Here is a 17508-nt window from a genome sequence, read left to right as displayed (position 1 = left end):
ATTTGCAGTCCTCGAGTAGGGCGGGACACGTGAAATCCTGTCTGAACATGGGGGGACCACCCTCCAAGCCTAAGTACTCCTTGTCGACCGATAGTGAACCAGTACCGTGAGGGAAAGGTGAAAAGCACCCCGACGAGGGGAGTGAAATAGATCCTGAAACCGAACGCCTACAAACAGTTGGAGCCCAAGGTTCGTCCTGGGTGACAGCGTACCTTTTGTATAATGGGTCAGCGACTTAGTCTAACTAGCAAGCTTAAGCCGATAGGTGTAGGCGCAGCGAAAGCGAGTCTTAATAGGGCGTCTTAGTTAGTTGGACTAGACCCGAAACCAGGTGATCTAGCCATGAGCAGGCTGAAGGTGCGGTAACACGCACTGGAGGGCCGAACCCACGAATGTTGAAAAATTCGGGGATGACTTGTGGCTAGGGGTGAAAGGCCAATCAAACCTGGAAATAGCTGGTTCTCCGCGAAAACTATTTAGGTAGTGCGTTGGACGAATACTCTCGGGGTAGAGCACTGGATGGGCTAGGGGTCCTCACCGGATTACCAAACCTAACCAAACTCCGAATACCGAGAAGTACTATCCAGCAGACACACGGCGGGTGCTAACGTCCGTCGTGAAGAGGGAAACAACCCTGACCGCCGATTAAGGTCCCCAAGTCATGGCTAAGTGGGAAAGGATGTAGAACTCCCAAAACAACCAGGATGTTGGCTTAGAAGCAGCCATCATTTAAAGAAAGCGTAACAGCTCACTGGTCTAATTAAGGGGTTCCGCGCCGACAATGTAACGGGGCTCAAGCCATGCACCGAAATCGCGGGCTCAGCAATGAGCGGTAGCGGAGCGTTCTGTAAGTCTGCGAAGGGAGACCCGCGAGGGCTCCTGGAGATATCAGAAGTGCGAATGCTGACATGAGTAACGATAAAGGGTGTGAGAGACACCCTCGCCGAAAGTCCAAGGGTTCCTGCGCAACGCTAATCGGCGCAGGGTTAGCCGGCTCCTAAGGCGAGGCCGAAAGGCGTAGTCGATGGGAATGCAGTCAATATTCTGCAGCCAGCGGGTAGTGACGAATGCCGTGTGCTGTATCTCCTTACTGGATTGGAGATGCTTCGAAGGTGTTCCAGGAAATAGCTCCCGCACTAATGACCGTACCCGAAACCGACACAGGTGGACTGGTAGAGCATACCAAGGCGCTTGAGAGAACTATGCTGAAGGAACTCGGCAAATTGCTCCCGTAAGTTCGCGAGAAGGGAGCCCAGTGTCTAGGCAACTAGGCATTGGGGGCACAGACCAGGGGGTTGCGACTGTTTATCAAAAACACAGGGCTCTGCGAAGCCGTAAGGCGACGTATAGGGTCTGACGCCTGCCCGGTGCCGGAAGGTTAAAAGGAGGGGTGAGAGCTCCGAATTGAAGCCCCGGTAAACGGCGGCCGTAACTATAACGGTCCTAAGGTAGCGAAATTCCTTGTCGGGTAAGTTCCGACCTGCACGAATGGCGTAACGACTTCCCCGCTGTCTCCAGCATAGACTCAGTGAAATTGAATTCCCCGTGAAGATGCGGGGTTCCTGCGGTCAGACGGAAAGACCCCGTGCACCTTTACTACAGCTTCACACTGGCATTCGTCACGACATGTGTAGGATAGGTGGTAGGCTTTGAAGCTCGGGCGCCAGCTCGGGTGGAGCCATCCTTGAAATACCACCCTTATCGTTATGGATGTCTAACCGCGGTATTACAGTACCCGGGACCGTGTGTGGCGGGTAGTTTGACTGGGGCGGTCGCCTCCCAAAGAGTAACGGAGGCGCGCGATGGTGGGCTCAGAGCGGTCGGAAATCGCTCGTTGAGTGCAATGGCATAAGCCTGCCTGACTGCGAGACTGACAAGTCGAGCAGAGTCGAAAGACGGCCATAGTGATCCGGTGGTCCCACGTGGAAGGGCCATCGCTCAACGGATAAAAGGTACGCCGGGGATAACAGGCTGATGATCTCCAAGAGTCCATATCGACGAGATCGTTTGGCACCTCGATGTCGACTCATCACATCCTGGGGCTGGAGCAGGTCCCAAGGGTTCGGCTGTTCGCCGATTAAAGTGGTACGTGAGTTGGGTTCAGAACGTCGCGAGACAGTTCGGTCCCTATCTGCCGTGGGTGTAGGAGAATTGAGAGGATCTGTCCCTAGTACGAGAGGACCGGGATGGACGTATCTCTGGTGGACCTGTTGTCGCGCCAGCGGCATAGCAGGGTAGCTATATACGGACGGGATAACCGCTGAAAGCATCTAAGCGGGAAACCCACCTCAAAACGAGTTCTCCCTTGAGAGTCGTGGAAGACCACCACGTTGATAGGCCGGGTGTGGAAGTGCAGCAATGCATGCAGCTTACCGGTACTAATAACTCGATTGGCTTGATCACTCTCATTAATCAATATCCATCTTCTCAGCGCGAAAGCGCTGAGAAATCTTCTCCCTCACGGACGCACCGCGCTTGCGCGCTGTCCTCCGGGTGGGCGCGGCGTCAGCCGCGGCGGCCGGTCGGCCTTGCGACACCTGTGGTGTCGGAAGAACGATATGGCGGCGATGAAACCAAGCGATGACGGTATCCAATTCCAGTTTCTTCGAACAGTTGTGTCCTTTGCCGGCCTGGTGGCTATTGCGGGGAGCCTGCACCCGATCCCATTCCGAACTCGGCCGTGAAACTCCCCAGCGCCGATGGTACTTCGTCTTAAGACGCGGGAGAGTAGGACACTGCCAGGCCTGCAAAGCACACAACATTCCTCTCAACGATTCCTCCACTCACAAAACACTCCCGGGTGGAGCAAAGCGCCAAAGCAATCCATGCTTGCGGCGCTTTTTGCGTCTGAAAACAAGACTTTCCGCGGGGTGGAGCAGCCCGGTAGCTCGTCAGGCTCATAACCTGAAGGTCGCAGGTTCAAATCCTGCCCCGCAACCAGAACGACAAAACCCCCGGTCTCCATGGCCGGGGTTTTGTCGTTCGGGAGCCGGGTCGAGAATTTTGACCTCCCCAGGGGCCCGCAAGAAGGGCCACGCCCGACGCCGCGGGACAAATAACCCAAATCCTGCCCCGCAACCCAATCAAAAAGCCCCCAACGGTGAAAACCGCTGGGGTTTTTTTGTCGTAAAAGTCCCGGAAAAGACGCCGAAACGCGCAACTCGTCATGGGACGGCATCTGCTTCCGGGCGGGGCGGGACGCAGATCAGCAGCGCCATGACAATCCCGGACATGACGATGTCTTGAGCATTTGCCGCTGCCAATCCATCGCCCCAGGCAGCCGCAGCGACATTTGCCGCGATTACGGGCAGGACCGCCATGCGATAGCGGCTGCGGGTCTGGACGAGCGACTGCAGCGCGATCATCACCGCGACCAGCGCGACGGTGGCCGCGGGCATCTGCCGACCATAAAGAACGAACGCTCCGCAGAGGACCGGAAACCACAGGCGGAGATTGGTGTCGATCAGCTGGGCGACCAGGCGCGACGCGATCGGCGCGTATCCGGCCGCAGACATCTGTATCAGCGTGTGGCGGACAAATGTCTCCTGGCCGGTCAGGGTGATCAGCCGCCGAAACCAAAGTCCGGGAACGAGCCGGGCGCGGCGGCACGGCGGGGCGAGGGGCGCTCCCGCAGCAGTGTCGGGACCTCGGCTTCCCAGGCGGTCGGCATGGGATTTGACCGTCATCCGCATGAGGGCGCCGGTGGATGCCTGCGGGTGGCGCAGTTCCGTTGCCGCCACGCGCAGGTTGAACAGGACCGTCGTGTCCGGCGCCCAGATACCATGGCGTCTCCCGTTGACCACGCTCAGCAGCGCGGCGACCGCGACAGTCGGCCCGATGACACCGGCGCTCACGGTCACGGGATCAGCGCCCTGCGCAATCCAATAGACCGCGCCAAACAGGGGCAAGGCCGCGAAATCCACGCGGGTGGCAAAGCCTAGCGCCGCGATTGTCCCCAGACAGACTATGTCGGCGGGTGTGCCCGTCCGCTGCAGGATCACGGAAAACAGCAGCAGCCAGAAGCCCAGAAGGATATCGGGCCACAGGTGCATGGACAGGATCGCCCGTTCCGCGCAGAGAATGAGCAGCAGGCCCGCCGTAAACGCGGCTGGGAGTCCCCCGACTGGTGCGCGCACCAGACAGCGAGGCCGACGGTCAGCGCGGATATCAGCGCCATGAGCAAGCGGGAGGTGCGGATCTGATCACCGCGACACAGCCGCGCCGCCACCCAGGGCACCAGGCTGAACAGCGGCACGCGGAGCCAGCGCTCGTGGTCCGGCAGGCCATTGGCGGTGTTCCGGTATTCCTGCTCGTCCCCGACCAGACGCTGAGGATCAAGGCGCCTCAAGACGAGGATCTGCAGCCCCATTGTGAGCGCGCCCATGCCTGTGGCGAGAAGAATGCCCGCATGCTCCGCAGATGCCTGAAGCGCTGTTGTCACGAGCGCCCCTCAAAGCCCCAGACGGCTCAACACCGTCCGGGGCAAATGTCTGACGACGAGCATGATACACCGCCATCGGCCGGGGACGTAGGCGACGGGCCTTTGACTGCGGACGGCCTCGACGATGGATCGGGCGACATCGTCCGGCGTGGACCACAACGAACCGTCCTTGCTCATCGCCTGGGTCATCGGCGTGTCGACCAGGCCTGGTTTGACCAGGGTGCACCAAAGCTCGGTGTTGCGGTGAAAGCGGAGGCTCAGCCCTTCGGCGACGCGCTCGAGTCCCGCTTTGCTCGCGCCATACAAGGAGTTGGACGTCCGTCCGCGGTCACCCGCGACCGATCCGATGATCACAATGTGCCCGTGGCCCTGGCGTTCAAGGGCCCGGGCGCCGCCCTCGGCCCAGAGCGCCATCGCCACCAAATTCACCTGCAGCATGTGCGCGATTTCCAAAAGGCCGGCGCCGTTCGGGGTCATCGTGCCGCAGGCGATGAAGATTTCGTCGATGGAACCCTCAAGGCTCAGAATGTCGGTCAACAGGGCCGGAACCGCGTCGGGACTGCCGATGTCGCCGGGGTAACATGCCACCGACACCGCGCCCCGCGTGCCGAGATCCTTTGCCACCAATGCGAGACGGTCCGGATTTCTGCCGGACAGGATGAGCCGGACAGGACCGCCAGCGACCCGGAGCCGTGCATAGGCGAGGGCGATGGACGAGGTCGCGCCAATGATCAGGAGTGTCTTCTCGCCGCCGCTCATCGAAGGGCGCCTGCGTTGCCGGCGACACGCCGCCAGAAGGAGGATGAAAAGGCGGGATCGCGCCCGGCCTGAAGCTCAACCCACCGCGGAAAGAACCGCTGGAACGCCCGGGCCGGCATGCGCCCGTCCTTGGCCGGATACACGCGGCCGCCGTGACGGAGGACAATAGCATCAAGAGCGTCCAGCAGCCGCAGCGTGCCGGGTCCGCGGTTCGCGAAATCCAGCGCGAGGCTCGCGCCCTCGCGGCAGAACGACATCAGGCCGGGCGATCCTGTCTCTCCGTGCAGCTTAAGAACCGCGAGCGTCGGCCGTTGGGTGCCCGCAAAGACGAGATTAAGCAGGTCAGCCACCGCATCCTCCGCCGGAACCAGCGCCTGATACTGAAAGAACCCGCATCGCCCATAGAGCCTGTTCCAATGCGTGACACGATCCAGCGGATGAAGGATGTCCTGATAGGGGCGCACGGATCGCGGGCCGCGTTGCGCCAAGTGAAATTGCAGCCTGTTGAAGGCCGAAAGACTGAACCGGTTGATCAGCCCGCCCGGAGTGCCGGCGGGTGCCAGCACGGGTCTGCTCGGTGAGCTTGCTCCCGGTTGCGCTGGCGATGTTGGGCGGGCGCGCGAAAACACGCCCCGGAAGCCGGGCATCGCGTCGACCAGCCCGTCGATCCACGCAACCTTGTGCGGCCAGCCGGGGCTGTCGCGGAACAAGGAAAAGAGCTCGGGCAGAGCGGTGACGGCCAATCTCTCCTCCTCCATGAGGGGCGACGCGCAGGGGGCCAGCTGCAGCTCGACCCATTCGATCAGTCCCGTCAGTCCGAGGCCGCCAAGCGTCAGGGCAAACAGCTGCCGGTTCTTGTCGCGATCGCAGACCAGCGCCTCGCCGGAGGAGCGCCTGAGTTGCAGGCGGATTACATGCGCCCCGAAGCTGCCCGCGTCCGGGTGGTTCTTTCCATGCACATCATTGGCGACACAGCCGCCCAGCGAGGCGAACGCGGTTCCGGGAACGACTGCCGAGATCCAGCCGCGCGGGACGGAGAGTGCGTGCAGGGCTTTCAGCGTTAGACCGGTCCCGGCGACGATGCGCCCGGTATTCCAGTCCGCGTCGATCAGGAAATCGAGCTGCTTCGTCAGCAGCAGATGGTTGTTCTGGTTCAAAGCGACGTCGCCGTAGGACCGGCCCATGCCGTGCGCCAGCAAGCTTTTTCCCGACCCGGAGATGGCTGGCAACAGCGTCTCGTCGAGTTCATATGTCGACAGGACCCGGACGTCGTGGTCATACCGCCGGACGCGCCCCCAGCTTTCGATCTGACCGCTCAAACCGGAGCCGCCACGGCGACGGCGACGCCGAGCGACACGGCAAGGAGGCCGCCGGCGATCAGCGGGTCCTGCACCGCGAGGCGGATCGGGTCGCCGTCGAATCCCGGATTGCGGGCGCCGACCCAGACTCGCCAGAACAAGCCGAGTTGAAGAGCGCTGCTCAGAATAATCAGTGCTGGATTCCGGAAATGTTCATCGACAAAGGAACCGCCAAAAATCGCGAGGCACAGGACGGAGAGCGCCGCGCTGCAGATCCCGGCCACCGGCAGGATAGATGCATGTCCCGGTCTGTAACCGCGCCCCGCCACCGTGAGGACGCTGCCGCAGCCAATGAGTTCGGCGTAGCGTTTGGCAAGGCCCAGGTTGAGGGCCGTCAGCGCAACGCAGGCCAGGAACGGGACCGGGACGGCCGTGCCGGCCAGCAGGCATCCGGCGATCGCGCGCAGGCAGAAGAGAGCGGCGATCGCGCCGACGTCCAGGGCTACGATGCGCTTCAGGCAGATGGAATAGGCGAGCGACAAAAGGGCATAGGCGGACAGGCACGCGCCGAACCCCGGGTTCAGCGCAACGGCCGCGGCGATCGACGCGCTGACGAGCAGGGCGGCCAGAACAGCGGCGTGAGAGGTGTCGAGGAGGCCCGCGGCGAGGGGCGGTTACGCTTGCGGGTGTGTTTTTGATCCGCGGATATGTCCAGCAGATCATTCAAGATGTAGGTCCCGCTGGCCAACGCGCAAAACAGGATGAACCCTTGCGCCAGCACCGGCATGGCGAGGAGCGCGCCGGAGGTATCGAGCAGCAGGGGCGCTGCGACCAGAAGCAGGTTCTTCACCCAATCCAGCGGCCGCAGCGACTGCCAGACCGCCGAGACCTGTGGCGACTGCCCTGCCGTTTGCACCCGCGCCGGACCGGGATCCCGGAATGGTGTTCGCCCAGTCTTCGACAAGAAACTCTCCGGTATCTGCACCGCCTGGCGCGACGCTGCGCCGACTGTATCAGCGGCTGGTGCGATACCAAGAACTTTTCCCGAGCGAGAATGTCGGCCGTGGGACAATTCCTCAGCAATGCCCTGATCCCGCGGCTGCAGTTCATGTGGAGGGATTTGCGGTTGTGGACATGAAAGTGTCCCGTTGCCGGTGGCGTTGTTTCAGGCGCGGGTTTTTACACCGGCCGCCTATACCTCGCGATCCAGGACCTGCGTGTTGAGCATCTGCCAATAGCGCCCCCGCCCGCATCGCAGACGCTACAGCGTCGAGGACGGACAAGGCCAAGGCGAGCAGCTCGTCAGGCTCATAACCTGAAGGTCGCAGGCTCAAATCCTGCCCCCGCAACCAGAACGACAAAACCCCCATCGGTGAAAACCGCTGGGGTTTTTTTGTGTCCAGCGCCAGGTGTCGGCGCGCCACGAGCGCATGGGGAAAGCCGCCAATGCAGGAGGAGCCGCGGATGCCCTCACCCGCCTGCCAGAGGCCCCGCGCCGGACGGGTCGACGGTTTCTGCGCCCGGCGCCGTTCTCCTCACAAGATCGAGAAAGGCGCGGGCGGCCGGAGACTGGGCGTGGCCGGTGCGCCAGATAACGCCAACGCGACGGACGAGTTTCAGTGGTGCGGGCTATCGCTTGCTCAGCCGAGATTCGCAGTGGCGCGATCGAAGATGGCCGGATCGCCCTGTGCACTGGCCATCAGGATTGCACCTTCGAGCGTCGCGAACACCTGCTCCGCACGCTCCTCGGCGAGTCCGCCAGCGACCAGGCTGGCGATACCCGCGTCGAAGAACCGTCGCACCTCTTGCGCAACTTCCGGTGTCAGATCGCCGACGGTGGCGCCGAGCGAGCCGCACAGACACATCTTCGCACCGTCATCGAGCGCGCTGCGGAACACTGCCTTCCAGGCCTGAACCACATCCTGTCCGGCAGCGACTGCGGTATCGGCCGCCTCAACGATGCGAGCATTGTAGCGGCGGGCCACAGCGGCCGCGAGTATGCTCTTGGTCGGGAAGTGGTAGTGGATGCTGGCGCTTTTCACGCCGACGTCGGCGGCGATCTCGCGGAAACTGAAGCCGCTATAGCCGGCCTCCCTGATGCGACGCTCCGTTGCGTCCATGATTGCCTTTACCGTATCGCTCACGTCATTTCATCCGTTCGTACTGCAGTTTACCTATCTTTCGATAGATAGGCCTTGCAATCGTGCCTGGCAAGCCGTAAAGAAGGCCATAATCTATCTATCGGCAGGTAAAAAAACGAAGATGGCGAGATCTGAAGGCAGGGTGGTCGCGATTACCAAAGCCGGCTGGGGGATCGGCAAGGAAATCGCGGCGTGTTTTATCGCCGAGGGCGCCAGGGTCGCAATCAACGGCCGGGATCCGGCGAAGCTTGAAGCGTCGGCGCGCGAGATCGACCCGAGCGGTCAGAGGGTGGCCGTCTCGGCGGGCGGTATCGCCGGTCCGGCGATGGGCGCGGCTCTTGTCGATCTCGCGGTCTCCCGCTTCGGCAAGCTCGATATCCTTGTGAACAACGCGGGCGGTTTCAATCCGAAGCTGTTCCTTGATCTGACCGATGCTGACTGCGACTGCTATCTGGACACGATCCTGAAGAGCAAGTTCTTCACCGCGCAGGCTGCTGCCAAGGCGATGAAAAACATGGGCGGCGCGATCGTCCAGACCGGCTCCATGTGGGCGATCCAGGCGATCGGTGCGACACCGTCGGCGGCCAATGCGGGCGTCCACGCGATGGTGCGCAACCGCGCGATCGAACTTGCGCGGCACAATACACGAATCACTGCGCAGGCCCCGGCCGTTGTCGAGACCCCGGTCCACAACACCTTTCCCGCCTCCGATCTGGCGTCGTGGATCACGGGCACTGTCCTGCCGGTCGACGGCGGCGTGACCGCCGGTCGGCAGTAATCGACGACAGAGGCGCGAATGGTGCGCCGGCGTCGCTATCCCGCACTTGAAGGGCCAGCCTTGAACCATCCTGCCCTCATCATCGGAGGCGGCCTTGCCGGACTGACCGCAGCCCGAATTCTTCACCGGGCCGGCGTCGGCTTTCTCCTGCTGGAAGCCCGCGATCGGCTCGGGGGTCGCATCCTGTCGGTCGACGCCTCCGGCCATGCGTCGGATGACGGCTTCGATCTGGGACCGTCTTGGTTCTGGCCCGCCATGCAGCCGGCGATGGGCGAATTCGTCCGTGACCTCGGGCTTGCCGTCTTTCCGCAGAACAGCGACGGCGATGTCGTCTTCCAGCGGATGTCGGGCGAAGCCCCGCGGCGTTATGCCGGATACCGGCAGGAGCCGGAATCGATGCGGCTTGCCGGAGGCGCCGGCGCCATCATCGCCGCCCTTGCCGCCGGCCTTCCGAATGAAAGCATCCGGCTCGGCGCGCGGGTCACGCGCGTCGCGCTCAGTGGGTCGGGGATCGAGGTTGGTTTCGTCGACGCAGACGGCGCCGAACACAACGCAATGGCGGCTCACATCATCTTCGCGTTGCCGCCGCGGCTTCTCGAAGCGACGGTCTCGTTCTCGCCGGCTCTCGATGCCGCAACGGCCCGGCGCTGGCGCGACACGCCAACCTGGATGGCGCCGCACGCAAAGTTCGTCGCCCTCTACGACCGGCCGTTCTGGCGGGGGCGGGCCTTTCCGGCACGGCCCAGAGCATGGTCGGCCCTCTCGTGGAAATTCACGACGCGACCACTGCTTCGGGAAAGGCGGCACTTTTCGGATTCGTCGGCCTGTCCGCAGAGCAGCGTGACGCGGCCGGCCGCGACGCAGTCGTCGGGGCCGCCATCCAGCAACTCGCCCAATTGTTCGGACCGGAGGCCGGAAGACCGTGCGCGACCCTGTTCAAGGACTGGACCGACGATCCGCTCACCGCGACGCCTGACGATCGGCTGGCCGACGTCCATCGGGTTGCGACGAAACAGCCGTGGGTCGGGGCGAGTGGCGAGGGCGCATCTCGCTGGCCGGCAGCGAAACCAGCGAGACCGAACCGGGCTACCTCGCCGGCGCGATTGACGCCGCGCGCCGCGCCGCGAGCGAGACGACAGCAAGAATCAAATCCGCCGAATCCAGGAGACAATGAGGTGTTGAACGGAATGACCGCATTAGTGACCGGCGGTAATACCGGGATTGAACTTGCCACCGCCACGCGCCTGCACGCCGACGGATCGCGCATCGCTCGCGGCATCAAGTGAACTGCAGCGCAGGGGTACTGAACCATAAACCGCTGCCACACACCCAGAATCAGGTCGCGAAAGCTAACTCATGCTAACATTCTACGATTCCAAAGGTTTACCCAACCCAGACCGCGTGCGCATTGCGCTCGAAGAAAAGCGCGTGATGGATCAGGTGATCGTGAAACAGGTCGACCTGTGGAAGGGCGAACACCGCACCGAGGCGTTCAAGGCGCTCAACCCCAGCGTGACCATCCCGCTGATCGTCCTGGATGACGGCACCGCGATCTCCGAGACGACCGCGATTACCGAATATATTGATCACACCTATCCCGGCATCAGCCTGACTGGGCGGACACCGAAAGAGCGCGCGGTCATCCACATGATGCAACGTCGCGGCGAGCAACAGATCGTCGATGCCATCGGCGCCTATTTCCACCACGCGACACCCGGTTTTGGTCCGGAGATCGAGCTGAACCAGAACAAGGCCTGGGGTGAAGCCCATCTGGCGAAGACGCTGGAGGGGATGCGCTATTTCAACGACGTTCTGGAACAGCAACCCTTCATAGCCGGTGACGGCTTTTCCATGGCCGACATAACGGTCTTCACCGGCCTCGAATTCTCCGAGACTTATCCGAAGGTCATGGTCCCGGTGGAGTGCACAGCGCTTCTCGCCTGGCGTGCCCGCATCGGCGCGCGTCAGTCCTGTCAGGGCCTGACCCGCTGACAGTCTGCCCTACGGCAGCGGGCCTCACGGGATTGTGACCATGCTTGCGGGAAATGCCATGGACGATAAATCTATCTACTGATAGATAGTTTGTATCAAGATCAACGAAAGTGCACTGCCATGAAGATTTACGATGCCGAAGGTTTCCCAAATCCCGCTCGCGTCCGCATTGCGCTGGCCGAGAAAGGCGCGACGGACAAGGTGCAATTCATTCCCGTCGACGTGATGGGGGGCGAGCATCGCACGGATGCATTCAGGGCCAAGAACCCCGATGCTGTCGTGCCTTGCCTCGAACTCGACGATGGTATGCATATCTCGCAGTGCGATGCGATCATCGAATATATCGACGGTTCCTTTGACGGTCCCTCCCTGACCGGCAAGGCGCCAAAGGACCGCGCGCGCATCGCGATGATGAACCTGCGGGCCGAAAACGGTCTGCTGAACGCCGTGGGCGCTTACTTCCACCACGCGACGCCCGGCCTGGGGCCGGATCTGGAAACCGACCAATGCGTCGAATGGGGCAACCGTCAAAAGAGGGTCGCGGGCGACACGATGGCCTATCTGGACAAGGTTCTGGAGAAGGACGAGTTTCTGGCCGGCGAAGCGTTTTCCGTCGCGGACATCACCGCCTTTGCAGGCTTGGCCTTTGCCGATTTTGCCAAGGTCGATATTCCCGAAAGCCTGACACATCTCAGAGCCTGGCGAGATCGGATCGCTGAGCGTCCCTCGGTTGCGGACTGAGCCCTTCCCCTCAATCGAACAAGAAGCGGAGCAAAATCATGGATCTCAATTCCGACTTTTCGCAGCGCGTCGTTGTCCACACGGACCAGCTGGACTGGCAGCCTTCGCCGATAAAGGGCGTCGATCGGCGCATGCTCGACCGCATCGGCGACGAGGTGGCGCGCGCCACTACGATTGTGCGCTATGCGCCCGGCAGCCGGTTTTCGGCTCACACACACACAGGCGGAGAGGAATTCATCGTGTTGGACGGTGTGTTTCAGGATGAGTATGGCGACTTTCCTGCTGGCACCTACGTGCGCAACCCGCCCACCACTAGCCACACTCCTGGTTCCGATGAGGGCTGCACGATCTTTGTGAAGCTCTGGCAATTTGACCTTGAGGATCGCACACAGTTCCACAAATCCATGGCCGATGAGCTGCCTGCCCCGTCGACGGGGTCGCCACTGCGACCCTGCATCGGGATAGTCGCGAGCATGTGACCTACAGCCACCTCGAAGCGCGAGCGATCCTGACATCTCAGGATCCGGGCGGAATCGAGCTTCTTGTTATCGGGGGGAGCGTGAGGGAGAGCGGCGTCACGATCGAAAAGAACGGCTGGCTGCGCCTGCCGGAAGGCGAAACGCTGTCGCTCACGGCGGGGCCCGAGGGTGCCAAGATCTGGATGAAGACGGGTCACCTTCCCTCCGCCGCGGCCCCCAAGGTCTAGAGCGTTTCCTCGCGGATCGAACCGGTTTGGACCAACAGAATTGATTCAATCTAACAAGGAAACGCTCCAGTTTATGGACAAGCCATGGGCGCTGGATGTTTAGTCCCGGAGTGTGACGGATTATCAGTGTGCCGCCACACGCAGGAGAGATTATGGGCCAGCTGCTTCATGGATGCGCGCAACCGGTGTCGCAGTCCGCCCATTCCCGGGCTGGTGGTGACATGCTCCTCGTGTCAGTCAAGCGCGAGGCGCAGCGAGCGCGATAAATGATCGAGGCTGAAGGGTTTGTTCAGCAAGGTCATTTTCGTCAGAGGCGCGATCTCCAGGTTGATGTGCTCGGCGCTGTAGCCGGACATCAGGACCACCTTCAGCTCTGGATGGCTGTGTGCCAGATCGGCGGCGAACGCGGCGCCGCTGACGCCACCGGGCAGCATGACGTCGGAAAGCACGAGGTCGATCTGGGAGCCGCGTGACAGCACGCGGCCGGCCTCGGCCACGTCGCCGACGCTGATGACGCGATAGTGCAGACGTTCCAGCATGACGCGCACCATGGTGCGCACGTCCGGATCGTCCTCGATCAGCAGGATATGCTCATTTCTGCCAATCTCACGATGCATGGTGCCAAGGGCCGCGGCCGGCACGGCGGCGGCTTCGGCGCGTGGCAGGTAGATGCTGACTGTGGTTCCCACGCCCAGCGCGCTTTCGATGGTCATGCCGCCGCCGGATTGGTTGGCGAAGCCATAGACCATCGAGAGTCCCAGGCCACTGCCCTCGCCAACGCTCTTGGTGGTGAAAAACGGCTCCATGGCGTGTTCCATGACGTAGGGCGGCATGCCATTGCCGGTATCGCTCACGGACAGGACCGCATAGTCGCCCGCCGGCATATTCGGATGCTGGGGCGCGTTGTCCGTGTCCAGATGCAGATTGCGGCAGGCAATGGTCAGCAACCCGCCCGTGGGCATGGCATCGCGGGAGTTGATCGCCAGGTTCAGCAGGGTGTTTTCAACCTGTCCCGGATCCGCCTTCGCCGTCCACAGCGCGTCCTCGCTCATCACCTTGATACTGATGGTCTCCCCAAGGCTTCGTTGCAGCAGGTCAAGCAGTCCGTCGGCCAGGTGAGCGAGGTTCACCGCCTGGGGGTGGAGGGACTGCCGGCGGGAGAACGCCAGCAGCCGCTGGGTCAGTTCCGCGCCGCGGCGCGCGGCGCGCTGTATCGCCTGGGCCAGCGCGTTGTCGTCTCCCACGTCCTCGCACAACAGCTCGATATTGCCCTGAATGATGGCCAGGAGATTGTTGAAGTCATGGGCGATGCCACCGGTCAGCTGGCCCGTGGCCTCCATTTTCTGGGCCTGCAGCAATTGCTCCTGGGCGAGTTTCTGCTCCGAGATGTCGATGGCGACCGCCTGGACCGCCGGCGCGCCCTCCCACTCGATCCGCCGGTTTGCGTTCTGGAGCCAGACTTCCGAGCCGTCCCGCCGGATGCCCTTGAATTCGAATATGGGCAAGGGGCGCTCACGTGCGATTTCCTGATCGTAAAGAGTTTGCAGCCTCTGGCGGTCTTCGGTGGCGATCATGCTGTGGATCGACTCCAGTGCGAGGATCTCCGCGGGGCCCGTGTAGCCGAACATGTCGCACCAGGCCTGATTGACGTAGAGAGGCCGGAAATCGCGATGGATCAGCACGCCCTGGATCGAGCCTTCGATCAGGTCTCGGAAATGCTTCTCGCTGCGCACCACGGCCGCCTGGGCGCTGAAGCGCGCCTGTTCCTCGCGAACGATGGTTCTGCGCATCGTCTCGTAGGCTTGGATGACCTCACCGATCTCGTCGCGGGCGGACCAGGTGACCGGCGTCAGAGCATCGAGACCTCTGGAACTTCGAATCGCGAGAAGCAGATGCGTCAGCGGCCTGAATATGATGAAGCGGAAGGTGATCAGGGAGCCGAGAGACAGGCAGCCCACGAGAACGAGCACGAGCACGAATTCGATGAGAATCTCGGTCTCGAGCACACTCTGGATCTTCAGGTTGCTGAAACGGACCGTCAGGGTCCCGATGGTCTCGGTCGCTCCGTTGTTCTTGTACTCGACGGGCCTGGTGGCGTGGAACAGGATCTGCTCCGCGCCGAGATCGCTGTCGCCCACTTGCGCGAGGGTCTCCCCGTTCATGTTCGAGAGAACCGCCTGGCCGACATCGGGATCCAAGGTGAGCGTCCTCAATGTCCGCTCGACGCTTTCCAGATCATAGTTCCAAAGCGGTGACGACAGGGCCGTGGCGTAGAACCGGGTCAGCCGGTCGCCGCGCAGGGTCAGATCGGCGCGCAGTTTTTCGACGGTCAGCCAGCCAAAGACGCTTACCGTGGCAAGCGTCGCCAACAGGACGATCGGCAGGAGGATCAGAAGGAACTTGCTCGTGATGTTGGCGTGCCAGCGCCGGCCGCCGGCCTGATTCAATGGAGCGCTGTTCTCGTCAGTTGAGTCAGGAATTTCCACCCGTCGGTACCCTCAATAGGCCGGAAACGAGGTGACGTCGGCGTTTCGATACGTCTGATGTTGCATCCGGATGGCCGCCGCTTCGAGCGGCGCGGACAGAAATGGTTTGCGGATCACACCGGGTCTACTCCAGATAGGTAACCAGCAAACGTGCAAAAAACCCTTCCTGGTTCAATTGTTCCATGACGTCTTCGATCTTGGCCTTCTTCTTGATCAAATTCGATTTTCTGGAAATCGTTATAAATGACGGCGTTCCGGGAACCCGGAAGGAGGAGGCCGTGAAAGACCAGCCGAACTGGCGCAGCAGATACTTGCCCTGCCTTTCGGGAATAATCACCACATCGACCCTGCCTTGCCGTGCCGCGACAAAGGCGGAGCGGTAGGTGTCGAAGGTGATCTTCTGGATCGTGTCGTCGGAGTCGAATGGCTCGAAATAGCGTGCCGCCCGAAGGACGCCGACGCGCAAGCTCTTCAGGTCCTGATAGGACTCGACATCGCTGCCTCCATCGGGCGCAAAGAAGACCTTGGTCTCCGCGGGAAACGACGCGTCGAGATAGACCATGTACGCGGCGCGTTCAACGCTCCAGTTCGGCCCCAGCATGATGTCCGCGGCGCCGTTTTCCATCATCGCCAACGCCCTGGCGAAAGGAACATGGCGAAACTCAAGCGGAATGCCGGTACGCCGCTGGATCTCGAAAATCGTGTCGATATAGGCGCCCGCGTAGCCGGAATCGCCGCCCCAGTTCTCGATGATCCGGAACGGGGGCGCATCGTTCACCACGACCAGATAGGGCTCATCCGCGCGGGCTGGCGCAAGACCCGCCGGCAGCGCGGTCACGATCGCCGCCGCCAGAGCAAGTGTTGCCAACCCGCTGCGGCGCCTGGCACAGCGAGCGCCGGCCCGGAAAAAATTCCGCACGTTCTTAGCTCCTGCCGTCCAGCCCTTGAACCTGGTCCGGTCGCCGCGGCCGCCGGACAAGATCGTGTTTCAGAATCGTAACATAGAAATTTGAAAATATTGAATTATTCTGGTCTTGTTTTATTCGGGACGGTTTCGGTGCCAGACAGCATCCTGACCCGCAAGACCCAAGGAAATCAGCCGCGTATTTCTGAACAGTGCAATCAAAAAGGGCGATGGTCAAATGCACCTGCGTGACAGATTGATGCGTTGTTTCCCGGCGTGGCGGCGCATCTCCAGACGTCTTTATCCGGTTGTCCTGGCGCTGATGATCGGGCCGCTTCCGGCCGGCCCGCTCAAGGCCGATGACGCGATCCTGGTGCGCGGCGGATCGATCAGCGGTCTGTACTACCGTCTCGCAGGCGAGATTTGCGCGGTTTGGAATGACGCCGCGAGCACTGCCAGTTGCACGGCCCGGCCGGGGCTTGGCTCGGTCTTCAACATCAATGCCATTGGCCGCGGCCTGCAGATGTTCGCCTTCGCCCAGTCCGACCGGAGCTGGCAGGCCTGGTACGGCGAGGATGAGTGGCGCAATCTCGGCCCGGTCGGCAATCTGCGCAGTCTCTTTGGGGCGCATGACGAAACCGTGCTGCTGGTCGTGCGCAAGGACGCGGGCATCCGCCAGCCATCCGATCTGGTCGGCAAGCGGGTCAACATCGGCAATCCGGCGTCCGGCCAGCGCGGCAATGCCGAACTTGTCCTGAGCACATTCGGCATCGATGCCGACACCGATATCATGGCCGAGGCCCTGCAGCAAAGCGCTGCGGCGAAAGCCCTGATTGCGGGGGACATAGACGCGCTTTTCTACACGGTCGGAAACCCGTCGGAGGCGATTTCCGCTCCGGCCGATTCTGCCGATATCGATATTCTCGATCTCGATTCCGATGCGATCAGGGCAATGGTTGACACGCACCCCTACCTGTCCCTGCAGTCGGTTCCCGCCGGCACCTATCATGGCGTCGATCACAAGGTCACGACCTTTGGCCTGAAGGCGATGATGCTGACCAGCACGGAGGTTCCCGACGACCTGGCCTATCGGATGGTGAAGACCGTGTTTGACAATCTCGACCGCGTCAAAGCCGCGCATCCGGCCTTTCGGACGCTCAACGCTCCGGACATGGTGCGCGATCTCACGCCGCCCCTGCATGAGGGCGCGAAGCGCTACTACCGTGAACGGGGCTGGATCGGAGCGGAGTGAGCCAGGACCG

Annotated in this window: 14 protein-coding genes, 1 tRNA gene, 2 rRNA genes and 1 pseudogene (1 of these 18 running past the window's edge); 10 read left to right on the top strand and 8 right to left on the bottom strand. The window is 61.9% G+C overall.

All coding sequences use genetic code 11. The annotated features are described in order from the left end of the window. From D1F64_RS20940 to D1F64_RS20930, 3 genes are all read left to right on the top strand, one after another. Window positions 1–2403 (top strand): 23S ribosomal RNA (locus D1F64_RS20940) (it extends 336 nt beyond the left edge of the window). 226 nt (window positions 2404–2629) lie between these two features. Continuing rightward, window positions 2630–2744 (top strand): 5S ribosomal RNA (rrf, locus tag D1F64_RS20935). Window positions 2745–2864: 120 nt separating this feature from the next. After that, window positions 2865–2940 (top strand) — tRNA-Met (locus D1F64_RS20930). A gap of 224 nt (window positions 2941–3164) precedes the next feature. Here the strand turns inward: D1F64_RS20930 and D1F64_RS20925 are convergent. The 6 genes from D1F64_RS20925 to D1F64_RS20900 all read right to left on the bottom strand — a co-directional run bounded on the left by D1F64_RS20925 (window position 3165) and on the right by D1F64_RS20900 (window position 8642). Further along, on the bottom strand, window positions 3165–4052 hold the full coding sequence (locus tag D1F64_RS20925) for a hypothetical protein (protein WP_117414004.1): 888 nt from the start codon (window positions 4050–4052) through the stop codon (window positions 3165–3167). A 398-nt stretch (window positions 4053–4450) separates the two neighbouring features. Next, entirely contained in the window at window positions 4451–5200 is a 750-nt protein-coding gene (locus D1F64_RS20920) for an SDR family NAD(P)-dependent oxidoreductase (RefSeq protein WP_117414003.1), read from the bottom strand. Beyond that, window positions 5197–6519 (bottom strand): FAD-binding protein, encoded by a 1323-nt coding sequence (locus D1F64_RS20915; protein ID WP_117414002.1) that lies wholly within the window; start codon window positions 6517–6519, stop codon window positions 5197–5199. The genes D1F64_RS20920 and D1F64_RS20915 overlap by 4 nt, the downstream gene beginning before the upstream one ends. Then, on the bottom strand, window positions 6516–7040 hold the full coding sequence (locus D1F64_RS20910) for a hypothetical protein (protein ID WP_117414001.1): 525 nt from the start codon (window positions 7038–7040) through the stop codon (window positions 6516–6518). The genes D1F64_RS20915 and D1F64_RS20910 overlap by 4 nt, the downstream gene beginning before the upstream one ends. 38 nt (window positions 7041–7078) lie before the next feature. Next, complete coding sequence (locus tag D1F64_RS20905) at window positions 7079–7462, bottom strand: hypothetical protein (RefSeq protein ID WP_162901690.1); 384 nt, start codon at window positions 7460–7462, stop codon at window positions 7079–7081. A gap of 676 nt (window positions 7463–8138) precedes the next feature. Further along, window positions 8139–8642, bottom strand: a complete 504-nt coding sequence (locus tag D1F64_RS20900) for a TetR/AcrR family transcriptional regulator (protein WP_117413999.1) — start codon at window positions 8640–8642, stop codon at window positions 8139–8141. On the opposite strand from D1F64_RS20900, the gene D1F64_RS20895 reads away from it, so the two are divergent. The 6 genes and pseudogenes from D1F64_RS20895 (at window position 8617) to D1F64_RS24915 (ending at window position 12856) form a co-directional block, all read left to right on the top strand. Further along, window positions 8617–9417: an SDR family NAD(P)-dependent oxidoreductase gene (locus tag D1F64_RS20895; RefSeq protein WP_248304534.1), complete on the top strand. Its 801-nt coding sequence runs from the start codon at window positions 8617–8619 to the stop codon at window positions 9415–9417. The two genes, D1F64_RS20900 and D1F64_RS20895, sit on opposite strands and share 26 nt — an antisense overlap. A gap of 18 nt (window positions 9418–9435) precedes the next feature. Then, window positions 9436–10591 (top strand): annotated as a pseudogene (locus D1F64_RS20890) (FAD-dependent oxidoreductase). A gap of 182 nt (window positions 10592–10773) precedes the next feature. Then, window positions 10774–11409, top strand: coding sequence for a glutathione S-transferase (locus D1F64_RS20885; RefSeq protein WP_117413997.1), 636 nt, complete (start codon window positions 10774–10776; stop codon window positions 11407–11409). Between the two features lie 120 nt (window positions 11410–11529). Next, entirely contained in the window at window positions 11530–12150 is a 621-nt protein-coding gene (locus D1F64_RS20880) for a glutathione S-transferase (protein WP_117413996.1), read from the top strand. A 38-nt stretch (window positions 12151–12188) separates the two neighbouring features. Beyond that, window positions 12189–12629, top strand: coding sequence for a cupin domain-containing protein (locus D1F64_RS20875; protein WP_248304533.1), 441 nt, complete (start codon window positions 12189–12191; stop codon window positions 12627–12629). Beyond that, window positions 12626–12856 (top strand): hypothetical protein, encoded by a 231-nt coding sequence (locus D1F64_RS24915; protein ID WP_248304532.1) that lies wholly within the window; start codon window positions 12626–12628, stop codon window positions 12854–12856. Before D1F64_RS20875 ends, D1F64_RS24915 begins: the two co-directional genes overlap by 4 nt. Before the next feature lie 233 nt (window positions 12857–13089). Here the strand turns inward: D1F64_RS24915 and D1F64_RS20870 are convergent, their stop codons facing one another. Together D1F64_RS20870 and D1F64_RS20865 are read right to left on the bottom strand one after the other, a co-directional pair. Further along, window positions 13090–15303 (bottom strand): PAS domain S-box protein, encoded by a 2214-nt coding sequence (locus D1F64_RS20870; RefSeq protein WP_117413995.1) that lies wholly within the window; start codon window positions 15301–15303, stop codon window positions 13090–13092. Between the two features lie 163 nt (window positions 15304–15466). After that, the gene (locus D1F64_RS20865) at window positions 15467–16210 is read right to left on the bottom strand and encodes a transporter substrate-binding domain-containing protein (protein WP_162901689.1); all 744 of its coding nucleotides are present in this window, start codon (window positions 16208–16210) and stop codon (window positions 15467–15469) included. A gap of 295 nt (window positions 16211–16505) precedes the next feature. On the opposite strand from D1F64_RS20865, the gene D1F64_RS20860 reads away from it, so the two are divergent. Then, entirely contained in the window at window positions 16506–17498 is a 993-nt protein-coding gene (locus D1F64_RS20860; protein WP_162901688.1) for a TAXI family TRAP transporter solute-binding subunit, read from the top strand. The last annotated feature ends 10 nt before the right edge of the window (window positions 17499–17508 follow it).

Origin of the sequence: Breoghania sp. L-A4 (assembly GCF_003432385.1) — a bacterium.
Lineage (GTDB): Bacteria > Pseudomonadota > Alphaproteobacteria > Rhizobiales > Stappiaceae > Breoghania.
This window is presented reverse-complemented; position numbering and strand designations above follow the sequence as displayed.